Origin of the sequence: Christiangramia sp., assembly GCF_029937855.1 — a bacterium.
Lineage (GTDB): Bacteria > Bacteroidota > Bacteroidia > Flavobacteriales > Flavobacteriaceae > Christiangramia.
This window is the reverse complement of the sequence record NZ_JAPYPC010000013.1, coordinates 21,069-34,159: the sequence shown is the minus strand read 5'-3', so window position 1 is coordinate 34,159 and position 13,091 is coordinate 21,069. Positions and strand designations below refer to the sequence as shown.

The window sequence follows — 13,091 nt, the reverse complement described above, 5'->3', positions numbered from 1 at the left end:
CCATTACAGCTAACAGGCGTGGTAGTTGGTGTGGTTGCGGTGAGAGCTGTGGGTTCGTTTACCGTAATGTTCTGAGTGATCTGACAATCTTTACTATCCCTGATAGTAATAGTATAGTTCCCAGCAGTTAGGTTATTGAAGTTAGTGGTAGTCTGGAACGTTATTCCATCGATACTGTAAGAATAACCTCCATTCCCACCAGAGGGTGTGCCGGCGGTAATGGTGCCATCACTTCCTCCATTACAGCTAACAGGCGTGGTAGTTGGTGTGGTTGCGGTGAGAGCTGTGGGTTGATCTATTTGAAAAGATTCAGTTCCCGAATTTCCACTCGCATCTGAAACATTGACGGTATAGGAACCGCTTATAAGTCCTGAAATATCTTGTATGGTTGAGGAATAACCATTGGGTCCAGACCAGGAATAAGTATAATTATTATCTCCACCCGTTACTGAAATATTAATGGCGCCGTCAGCTTCATTATGACAGCTTACATTAGTAGTGGAGTCTGTAGTAATAGAGATCTGCGCAAATAAATTCCCACCCGTCCATAAGGAAAGGGTAAAAAATATTAGCGATAGGGTGATTACATAATGGATTCGGGGTCCAAAAGTAGTTTTATACATAGGCTACCAATCTAGATTGTCATCGGTAAAAGTACGTATAAAATCGATAAATGGTTTTAAAAATCTAAAAATATTATATAATAAGCTACTTTATATCAATAGAATAGGGGTGCGGAGTTATTGAAAACCATCTTGAATTTTAAGGTTGAATATTTATTTAATAACCACCTTTTTATCAGAAATTCCATTTTCACTAAATACTTTGATAATGTAAACTCCCGATCGTACGGGTCTCATTCCCAGTAATATTTCCCTTTGAGTAGGAAGTTCATCATATTGTTGAATAAGTTTTCCTCCCATATCGAAGATCATCACCTTGTCTACTTCAAGTAGATCAAAGTTGCTGATTTTAACCTGTTTACTAAAAGTACTATAACTAATTCCTACCAGACCATCAATAATTGGTAATTGGTCAGGATTAATTACGTCATTCGGATCTGGAATTACAGGATCAGGATCTTGAGCGGTTTCTTTAAAGAAAATAATTTCGAATCTGTCTTTGATTTCGCCTGCTTCGGTTTCTGCAATAAAATCTTCTTTAAGAATATTATGGATAGTATCGTTAAGCTTATCTTTTAAATAAAGTTCTTTGCCAATCGGCCAATTCTCTGTCTCATCTATTTTAATTTTGAATTGTCCACCTTCACTCGTTTTTATTACTAATGGCAATATTTGTTCTTTTTCAAAACTAGGAACTCCCTGAATTACGAAAGCACTGTCATCAAACCACCAATACATATCTTCCACATTATTTTCAATTAATGGTGCATCATATCCAATATCAAATCCATTGGAAGTATTTTGATCTCTAGTAACAAGAATCTGACGATGGTACCCTTTAGGGGACTCAAATTTAACTCTGATTTTCATTCGGGTATCCTCACTAGATTTTATATGAGATTTTGATTTTACAAGGTCTTCTTCCTGTTGTAAAAAGATGGAGGGATCTGTCGAGATTCTTTTAAATACTCTTTGTGTATTTTTGAAAATAATTTTACCGGAAAAATTTTCTCCTGCTACAGAAGCACTATTGAGAAAGAAGCCCTGAGCGACTGGGATATATCTTTGTGGTAAAACGTTATTCGATCCACCTCCAGTATTTATCCTCCAATCGTTAGAAATAGCTGGGGCAGAACCAGAAAGCGTATAGGTAGCATAGCCTCCAATATATTCCTCAAGGATGTGGGTGCTACCTGAAAAATGATCCCAATAATATAGAGTTCCGTTAAAGACATTCTCACTATTTTCATTAATTCCGCTGCCATTCGAAATATTAGTGAGGTTTTCTTTTAAAAATTGTTCAGCATCTATGGCAGAAGGATAGGGATTTCCCACCAAATAATTTTGATTGTTATTAAGATAAAGTTCTGTTGTAGGGATAATGCCATTATTGGGTTTTCCTCTAAAAGCATAATTCTGTTTTTGTGCATTTGGCGCCACTGTCCCATCTGTTCCTTTCATAGAGTATCCAGCTCCTACGATTTCAAGAAAATCTGAACCTAAATGTAACCAGTCGCCATAAATATCGGCATCCCCACCTCTGAAATCCCAAATCCAATCATTGCTGATAGTTATCGGTGTAGTTTTAGGTTTATCTGCTACAAAATAACCATTCTGGAAATTTACCGGTTGTGGATTATTTTGATTAGAAGCATCAAATAAAACCTGATTCAGCATAAAGCCTGAATTATTATTAGCACCCTGATTACTAACCGGGCTGGTCCAATAATTATAATTAAAGCTGCTCATTCTTCCTTTCTGTTCAATTTCTGCCCAACCCTTGCTGCTATTTGCCAGGATACTTCCATGATCCTGTAATAACTGAGATTCTCCCTCCAAATCCATATTTCCATCTAAAAGTAGATAATGAGAAATTCTGATAAAATTACTTGCATTGATGCTAAGCTCTTTATCTGCTGTTTCTGACAGTAAACCAAGCAGAGTAATATTTTTACCATTGGAATTTATGTTGGTATTAATTCTTGCAATATTCCATTCAATAGGTGTTCCATCTATACCATTACTGTTTGGGGGGTCCCATACATTAGGCCGAGCCCAGGTATTATCAGTTGCCCAATTCTGTCCGTCTTGAGTTAGATCATCGAAATATGGAGTAGGCGAGGTGTTTTCCTGATCTGTCGTTATATTGTATAATCTACCCGGAACTTTATTTACAGCGTGATCAGGTGTGTTTCCCCCAGAAGGTTCAAGTGCCGGGTCAAAATAACCTGGTAATAAGTTAGCGGGATCCGGAATATCTGAATATAATCTGTAATATCCGGCAAGATCACTAATAGTAAGATTATAGAAAGGAGTACCATCCTGATCCAGATTGTAAGTTCCATCAGTATAGTAACTACTTAACCCACCGTCTGCAATAACCAGATTAGGGACCACTTCTCCTTGTAATGGAGAAACTACGGTTCCCGTACCATCCAGTTGCAATCGTTGGTTCATCATAAACCTGATCTGTTTTTCGGTTGGTGCCTTATTCCATATTCTTAATTCTTCGATCCAACCAGAGAAATGATTTGATGTGGTTTTTGTATTGGCATTATACCTGGCTCCAATACTTGTGTTATTAATACCAGATCCGCTTATGTCTATTTTACCAGCTGATACTCCATCAACCCAAAGGTCACCATTATTGGCTACAGCTATATGGTACCATCTTCCGTTTTTTGCAACTCCTGCTGGAAGGTCTTCCATTCTTATTTCCATTCCTGAGCTGCTGAAAATAACACCTGTAGAGGCATCTGTATTGCCGGAACCATCATCAAGTGCTCTATCAAATGGTCTTATCCAGGCTTCAATAAAATAATTACCATTATAATTATTTCCTAAATCAATATAATCGTCATCGCCGTCGAAATCTAAGGTTGTGCAATCGATAAATTCAAAGGAAGTATCAACATGGGTCATTGGGCAGGGGTTAGCCGATATATCCTGGGTAACCATTTCTCCCAAAATATCTCTTGTTGTTTGGGACTCAGCAGGCGTAATGGTATATCTTATAGTGTAGTTACCTTCCAATGGTGGCTGGAAAATAGCATTAGGATCATTTATAGGGTCAACAACGGCTTCTGAATTAACAAAATGGGAATCTGAAAACTCATAACCCGCAGGGGATTCAATAACTTCCCAGGCAACGGTGGAGCCTTCTCCAGAAGGAAATTCTGTGATTTCACCTTGAAATGCCCCGCTAATCGTAGCTGATAGTTGTACATCTGTATTACCACATTCACCTACCAGCGCAGTAGCGGTTGAGGTATAATTGTCGAATACATAGACACTGGCAACGGCTGAATTTTCAGCGCTTTCACAAGGGTCACCATTTGTATCAAAAACCAGCGCAGTTTGCACTTCAAAATCATTCCACCCTATTTTTGGCCATTCGGCTCCATTTTGAGGATAAGTTACAGTACTCTGATTAACCTCGCCTATTTGTTCAAGTGTATTAGTATCATCATTAATATCTTCATCATAATACCAGATTAGTTGTACATTTTGAGGATCTTCGGGAAGTCCAATATCATCAATAGTATATATTCCACCTGAGGATCCATCATAAAGCCACCTAATTCTTAAATTTGAAAGACCGGCATAGTTGCTAAGGTCAAGTTCCATATTATTTGGTTCTCCCAACCCATCATCACCAAAATTGGCATAGTTTCCACTAACATTGGGTGCGTCTCCTGGATTTGCTGGACCTCCAATTTCCATTAATGGTTCTTCATTATAAGTATTCCCTCCGTCCAGTGATATCTCGACACGAATAGTGTCACCATAGGTAAGATTATAAGCCTGATCAAAAGTCAAGACCGGATTGTCCATGGTGAATAAATTGAAGATCGGAGTTTCCAGAGTTGAAGGGTTATCACCAGAAACAATGGCGAAACCTTTATTTCCTGAATCACATGAGCAGGAATCAAATCTTTGATAAATAATCGATCCGTTACCACTAGGGTGAGCCATCTGATAGTCATGTGGGTTAGTTCTCATCCATCTTTCTGGGCGGACATTATCTGCGGCAGATTCGAATGTATATTCTGTATTCCCTGGATAGCGCATCACTCTCCAGCCATGATTAGCGATAGAAGAATTATCGAAAGCTCCTCCTTCGAAAGTACCTGAACCGCCATATCCCGTTGCCGAACTCATGGAAACAATCCCACCTAAGCAAACTTCTCCCGGAGTTACCTGAACCGGGCTTGGTGCAATATCAGAAGGGATAATGCTAAGGGTAGCAAAGTCTGAATATACATTTGGAGTACAGGCTCCGCTTTGTACTTCTACTCTAAAGAGAGTGGATTCGTTGTTACTGACAGTATTAACCTGATTTCCCGATAAGGAATTGCCGGTGAAAGGTTCAGAACCATCCATGATTGTGGTCCAGCTGGTTTGAGAGTTTCTTCTATATTGCCAGGCAACAATATCACCAATAAAAGTGCCGGTAGTTTGTAATGGCACGAGGTAATCATCAGTTGGGAATTCACACATCATGAATACGCGGTCGTTTCCATTGAAAAGAAGTTGGCCGGCGGCTGGTTCAGGATCTATCGCAATATTAATTTCGTTTGAGTAAACCTCTTCACAAACTCCACTCGATACTACAACCCGATATGATGTAGTCTCGGTTAATCCGCTAAACTGATAATTTGCATCGGGTGTCTCTTCCGTAATTGTGGTCCACGAAGTAGAAGATGCAGGTTTATATTCCCATCTAGCAATAATTCCAGAATAATCACCGAGATCTAATTCGCCAGAGGGGCTTGTAATACAAACACTCGAAGGTCCCGTTAAGGTTCCTCCCACGGGTTGTGGATCTATATTTATGGTAATTTCTTCAGTATTTTTACATCCGCTGCCACTGGTAGCGGTTACGGTATAAGTAGTAGTTTCTATGGGGCTGAAGTTTTGTGCAGGCCCGGTTAAAGCAGAATCCGTATTCCCGGTCCAGTCCCAGCTGTAAGTTGTTGATGAATCTGTATCGTTGGCATCTGATGCTGTCAGAGTGATTTCATCTCCTTCGCAAATAGTTTCGTTCCCGGAATTAACTATGCTTATATTAGGTAAGTCATTAATTGTTACGATAATTCGCACCCTTTCACTTTCACAAGTGTTAATATTGTTAGTCTGGCTAACCCAGTAATCTATAGTCCCTGCAGAAGTGGTTTGAGGGGTGGGAGCAGAATCTAAAGCTGTGACAGCAGTTTCGGAATCATACCATACGATAGTATGGTCGAGGGAGGCAGTTGCACTTAAAGCAGATGCAGTTGTTCCAAGGCAATATTCTATATTCAGTTCTTCTGCCGTAAGTGGAGGAGGAGCTGGAAGGTCGTACACAGTAACTACGATTTCAGCCTTCGGACTCTCACAATAAATATCTTTCTGAGATACAAAATAAGAAGTTTCTCCCGGCGAAACTGTAGAAGGAGTTGGAGCTTCTGCCAGTTCATTGTCCATATCGTCATACCAGGTTAAATTAGACCCCGTAGCCGTAAGTGGAGTTGTTTCGTCACCCAGGCAGTAGGCAACATCCTCAACACTGGGAGGATCAGGCAGGGGATCTACATCGAGATTGAATGAATTAGATACAGCCTCCGGGCAGATAAAGTTATTCGTACTTCCATCGATTCTAACCGCATAGGAAGCCTGATCGGCAGACGTTATATTATTTATTGTCAAGGTTCCTTCATATACCGTGATACCTTCATAGCCTGGATAATCAGTTCTTTCTGTAAGATTCGACACTATATGGGAACCATCCGGATTTACAGAGGATCCGTCTCCATAGATCCACTCAAAGGTAAGAGGGGCGCCATTAGCATGTGCTACAAACATAAATTCCACACTGGCATTAGTTTTATCACAAACCCTTATATCTTCGGCTGGCTCCAGGATCACAATATCTTCATCTACATTTAAAGTGACAACTTCTGAGGCTATCTGAGTATCCTCGGTCGGGGTGCAGGCGTTTGTGCCTGCGATTTTTATATAATAGGCCCCGGCATCTTCTGAGGTAGCCACAGGAAGTGATAAAATGGCTGAATTGCCGTCCGGAACAGGGGTGTCATCCGTTTCCGTTACTCCTGTATTAATATCTGGTTCACCAACAACTTTATACCATTGATAAGTAAGATTGTCACCTGTAGCGGTTATTGAAAATTCGGCATCTGAAGTTGAGCAGATCCCAAGATTGGAAGGTTGTGATGTTATTGCTACTTCTTCATAAATAGAAATTTCAAGACTGGTTGTTTCTTCAGGACATCCGCCATAGGCCGGAATAGTATATGTAATAGTGTAATTACCAGCAACTTCATTTCCCGGTGTGAATTCTCCTGTGGAAGAATCAATAATTAAACCATTCGAACTAAAATTTCCTCCGTTATATGTTCCGGTACCCTCTAAAGTAGGTGTATATACATTATTGTCGGCTGTACAGAATTCGGTTTGGTCGCCAGAAATAGAAATGCTTACTTCCGGATTAGGAGCTACCGCCACTGTTACTGAGCCACTTACAGATGCAGAACAATTAGGGTCATCGGCATATGCCACGCTTTGAAGTTCATATATAAAATCTGTATCTGTATCTGAAGTGGAATATAGACTTCCGGTGTTTAAAATGGCTTCACCATTAGCATCGAGATTAATATTTCGAGGATTTGCACTGTCATTGTTGAGTATATAGGTAACCACTGTATTGGGAGTTCCACCTGAGAAAATGATATCAGCGTTTCCACCATCGCATATAGAGGTGTCGCCTCCTATTTGAACTGTGGGAGTTGCTCTTACTTTTACGTTAGCTACCTCGGAGGTTGCCAATGAACAGGTATAATCAGCAGGCCCGGTGATTTCAACATAATAATCTCCCGAATCGTCGGGACTCACTACATTAAGGGGTAAGCTGCTGGAATTAGCACCAGATATAACCGCCCCACTGCCGGGAGTACCTTTATACCATTGATAGGAATAGGTGTCATCTATAGCAATTCCACCGACAGTGGCGGCTACAGAAATAGTGGTGTTTCCTGCTTCGCAAACTGTAATATCTTCCGGTTGAGTGTCAATAATAATATTTTGGTCAACTATAAGATTTGCACTAGTTGAGGTAATTGAGGAACAGGGATCAGTTCCGCTAACAACAACCAGATATGCTCCAGCATCTGTAACATCAATATTAGTAAGACTAAGTGTGTTACTAGTTCCTCCGGAAATTTCATTGCCAGAAGCTACAGAGCCTTTAAACCATTGGTAAGAGATACCTTGGCCAGTCGCACTTACCGAAAATTGTACAGTGGTACCTTCGCAATTTTGAACTGCTTCCGGTTGGGAGGTGATTAATACTTTTTCATAAATATTTACATCCGCCGTAATCTTAACTTCCTCACAACCTCCTGCCGCGGGCGTAGTATAAGTAACAGTATAGGTTCCGGGAGTTAAGGCTGAGGGATTAAAAGTCCCGGTGGTGGCATCAATCATTGAATTTAATTCTCCAGATGCGGTATAAGTTCCATTCTGCCACGCGCCTACACCGTTGGTTAGTGTGGGGCTTACTGTTGTTGCAGAGGTACACACATCATCGTAAAGCATAGTTACTCCTGGTACAGTATTTACAGCAATAGAAGCAGATCCTGTTATAACTTTTGAACAACTATTTCCAGAAGTATATTGAGAACTTACTAAAGTCACGGTAGTATTAGTTGTTAATGCTGAAGTAATAAGAGTGCTAGATCCGGAATCTCCAATTTGTATAGTTTGATTACTTCCATTCCCAATTTTATAAGTAACTGTTGTATTCGCTGTTCCTGTGAATACAACATCAGCAGTTTGTCCAGCACAAATTTCTGTCGGAGCTGAAACCGAAGCAGTTGGATCTGGTTTAAAGGTAAGCACCATGGAATCAATACCCGTTCCATTACCACAAAGATCTTTGGCACTATTTGGTTTTGGAACATTTACTGTAATGGTTACCTGGCCTGCATTATAGTCGGTTTGTGTTGGTTTGTAGAAATAGGTAAAGGCTCCTTTGACTTTTTTTGGTTGATTTGGAAATGTTCCGGTTCCTGAGGTTTGAAAAGTGGGGTCAAAAGTGGAATTACCAAATTCTGCCCTACCTGTAAGAGGAATAGCAGGATAGCTTGTATCTTTGCAAACAGTTACGTCAGCACCGGCTGATGTTTCGATATGAGTCTGCACTTCAATGTTTGCATATGAGGATTGGGTACTTGTTCCGCAAATATTTACAGCTTCTACCTTAACTGTCTTAGTGCCAGATTGCGCAGCAGAAGATACATCTACAGTAATGGAATTAGTACCTGCGCCTGAAACAATTGTCCAGCCGGCATCTGGAAAAATCCAGTTATAACTGTTGGCATCGCTAACAGCTGGGACAGAAAAATCAATAGTTGTAGCTGGTGGGCAAACATTTTTATTAGCATCTAAAGCTGAAGATGTAATACTGCCTAAATTTAAGGGCTGTGAATCGGTGGAAGTAACAGCTAGAGTAATTGCAGAAGCATTTCCACAATCATTTTTTGCTACAACACTTATATTTCCATCAGTAGTTCCGGCGTTGACGGTAATCGAATTGGTACCATTTCCATTGGTGATGTTCCATCCCGTAGGAACATTCCATTCATAATTAGTAGCGTTGGTAATGGAGGGAAATGAATAATTTAATCCTATTGCGTTGTGACAAACAGTAGTTTCACCTGTAATTACCTGTAAGTCTACTACAGGTGCAGGATTTTTTACTGAAACTGCGAAACTGGCATTTTCCTCACCACATAATTCGCTCTTTGCAGTAGCGGTAATATTACCATTTTGACCTGTGCTTCCTGCCGTTACACTAATAGAGTTAGAATTTGAACTTCCATTTATTGACCATCCGGTTGGAACGGTCCAAAGGTAATCATCGGCCTTTATATCATCAGGGACAGAAAAAATAACAGGATCACCAGGACACAGTTCATTCCCATTATTACTTGAAATGGTGATAGGGTCGGGCCTTCCATCATCTACCTTTATATCTCTTGTTGCACCCGTAATAGAAGAGTATTCTGAAGAATCCACACATTCATTAACAGCAATTACTTTAATCGTCAATTTTTCTGTTGGGGGCCCAGAATTGAAACTAAGGCTTGTTCCATTTTGCCCTGTTTGTTCTACCCCATCTATATACCATATATATTCATCGGCGTATTGGACATTTGAAATAGTGTAGCTTACACTGGAATTTGGACAAACAATAGTTTCTCCCGAAATATTTATCGGATTAGCCGGTACCGGTTCATTAACTGTAACAGCTAGATTTCTTATGTCGCTATCCAAACATTCATTAGATGCAATAACTGCTATATCCCCATTTTGATTGTAATTTCCTGCAGTAACAGTAATAGAATTTGAGCCCTGTCCTGAAATAATATTCCAGCCATTTGGGATTTGCCAGGTATATTCAACAGAAGGATCGTTATTTACACTAAAAGTTACGCTGGAGCCAGGACAGATCACTCCAGGATCAGAAATTGTTGAAGGGGTGGAAGGTTTTCCCGGCCCTACATTTACAGTTATCGATTGTTCGGTACTTTCTCCACATTCATTTAGTGCTTTAACTTTAAGAATCTTTCCATCCCCGGCATTTCCCGACGTAATTGTAATCGAATTTGTAGTAGAGCTGCCTGTCCATCCAGAAGGAAGTATCCACTGGTAGGATGTCGCCCTGTTTACAGAAGTAATAGAATAAGTGTGATTGGTGGTATTGGGACAAATCTCCGTTTCTCCTGTAATTACTCCCGGGGTATCTGGTGCTGCTGGTTTTAAATTTATGGTAACAATATTACTTTCAAAATCTTCTACACATGGCTGGGAGGATGTCATAAACAACTGAACTGTATCACCGTTATTTAATGAACTTGATGAAAAAGTGGCTGAGGTTCCCTGCTGAGCGCCATTAACTCTCCAGCTATATGTTGGGCTTGATCCTTGATTGGTTGCGGATGCGGTAAAATTAACCGTTGATCCCGGACAGATAGTGGTATTACTTGCATTTATACTTACAGTCCCGGTTTTTACCTGGTTTACCGTTAAAGTACCACTTGAAGTTCCATTGTAGGTTTGTACTTCACCTGTACCCTGGCAATAGGTTGCAGTTAATCTAAATTTGCTGTTATTTTGAAGGGAAGTATAATTTGAAAGAGTGGTAGCCGTTGCGCCTGTAATGTCTGTCCAGGTACCGGTTCCTACTTGTTGTTGCCATTGGTAAACAGGATTTGTTCCTCCAGATTGCGTAATATTAGAATTAACAGTAATAGAGGCGTCAGAACATACAGTTGAAGAGCCCTGAATACTGGCGCTAATACTTATACTGCTTGGATAATCGGCACATTGGGCATTAACCTTAAGAGGTGTAAGGCTAAATAGCGATATGATTATATAAACAAATAGAGAATGTAATTTTTCCCCCATAGTTACCAAGGTTTAATAACAAAAAACAATAATGTAGGGTACTTATAGGTGGGGCAATAAAAAGTGGGGCGGTAACATAAAACTTAACTCACAATAGGTTGGGGTCAAGTGAATTAAGTAGATAAATGTAATTTAAATATATTGATTATTATTAAAATTTCGCTGAAAAGCGTTAATAGTCGATAAACTAAGTAGGAAAATACATTAGTCTGTTTACCAGTGTCCTACATACGTAAATAAAAAAACCGCTGTTTTTACAGCGGTTTTACAGTTTTTTATTAAAACAAAAGAATTATTCTCCCATAAAAGGATATCTATAATCTGTTGCCGGGACAAAAGTTTCCTTGATCAATCTTACTGAAATCCATCTCATTAGATTCATTTTAGATCCTGCTTTGTCATTGGTTCCGCTGGATCTGGCACCGCCAAATGGCTGCTGGCCTACTACAGCTCCTGTAGGTTTATCATTGATATAGAAATTACCCGCAGCATTTTGGAGCAAATCTGTGGCCTGAGCGGCTGCATAACGATCTCCAGATAAAATAGCTCCCGTTAGGGCGTAAATACTTGTGTTATCTACTGTTTCACAGATTTCAGCCCATTTATTTTCATTGAAGTTTTTATCATCATATACATAAATAGTCACCACAGGTCCAAATAGCTCTGTTTCCATAGTGGTATAATGGGGGTCTGTGGTAAGGATAACGGTAGGCTCAATAAAATAACCTTTCGATTTATCATAATTTCCTCCCACTACAATTTCTGTATTCTTGTCTTTTCTGGCTTTATCTATATAGCTTGCTAGTTTATTAAACGAGCCTTCATGAATAACCGCATTGATGAAATTGGTCATATCTTCCGGAGATCCCATTTTAAAAGACTCTACATCCTCTATTACAAAATCTTTGATCTCAGGCCAAAGGCTCTTTGGGAGGTACACACGTGAAGCGGCACTGCATTTTTGTCCCTGGTATTCAAAAGCTCCTCTGGAAATTGCTGTGGCAACTTGTTTGGGATTTGCCGTTGGATGCGCCAGGATGAAATCCTTTCCTCCTGTTTCTCCAACTATTCGAGGGTAGGTTTTGTATTTATGTATGTTCTTACCAATTTTCGCCCAGATACCTTTGAATACATCTGTACTTCCGGTGAAATGGATTCCTGCGAAATCCGGACTTGCAAGTACGGTGTCGGTTACCATTTCGGGATCACCATTTACCATATTTATAACTCCGTCTGGTACACCAGCTTCCTTAAACACTTCCATAAGTACCTGCGCAGATAGCATCTGACTATCGCTAGGTTTCCATACCGCAACGTTACCCATGAGTGCTGCACTCGATGGAAGATTTCCCGCAATAGCTGTAAAATTAAAAGGGGTGATGGCATATACAAAACCTTCAAGAGGCCTATATTCAACACGATTCCAGTTTCCATCTGAAGATTCTGGCTGCTCGTTGTAAAGTTGAGCCATATACTCTACGTTAAAACGAAGAAAATCACAGATCTCGCACGCCGAATCGATTTCAGCCTGGTATATATTTTTTGACTGCCCAATCATGGTAGCGGCATTCATTTTCTGTCTGTAAGGTCCTGCAATAAGTTCGGCAGCTTTTAAGAAAATAGCAGCTCGTTGTTCCCATTCCAGTTTAGACCATTTTTTTCTGGCTTCGAGAGCCTCTGCGATAGCCTTTTCAACATGGCTTTTTTTCGCTAAATGATAAGTGCCTACTACATGATTGTGATCATGTGGAGGATTAATAGTTTTTGTGTCACCTGTTTTCACCTCTTCAGATCCTATATAAAGAGGAACTTCGGTATTTGCATTCCACAAATCCTTGTAAGTCAATAATACTTCTTCTCTTTCGGGGCTTCCTGGTTCGTAGCTCTTAACAGGTTCGTTAACAGCAACAGGAACATGAAAAAATCCTTTTCCCATAAATATTTATTTTGCTTTTTTCGATTATTTTTAATTCGGCTAAAGGTAAAAAAATAAAGCGGTTT

At 39.9% G+C, this 13,091-nt stretch carries 3 protein-coding genes; all 3 read right to left on the bottom strand.

Translation table 11 applies throughout. The features are described 5' to 3' along the window. A partial coding sequence (locus Q1K34_RS08825) for a SprB repeat-containing protein (RefSeq protein ID WP_300437378.1) occupies positions 1-623 on the bottom strand: 623 nt, incomplete at its 3' end. A gap of 153 nt (positions 624-776) precedes the next feature. Further along, the gene (locus Q1K34_RS08820) at positions 777-11,090 is read right to left on the bottom strand and encodes a T9SS type A sorting domain-containing protein (RefSeq protein WP_300437375.1); all 10,314 of its coding nucleotides are present in this window, start codon (positions 11,088-11,090) and stop codon (positions 777-779) included. A gap of 292 nt (positions 11,091-11,382) precedes the next feature. Next, positions 11,383-13,026 carry an L-glutamate gamma-semialdehyde dehydrogenase gene (pruA, locus tag Q1K34_RS08815; protein ID WP_300437372.1) on the bottom strand — a complete coding sequence of 548 codons (1,644 nt, stop codon included), beginning with the start codon at positions 13,024-13,026 and terminating at the stop codon, positions 11,383-11,385. Positions 13,027-13,091 lie beyond the last annotated feature (65 nt).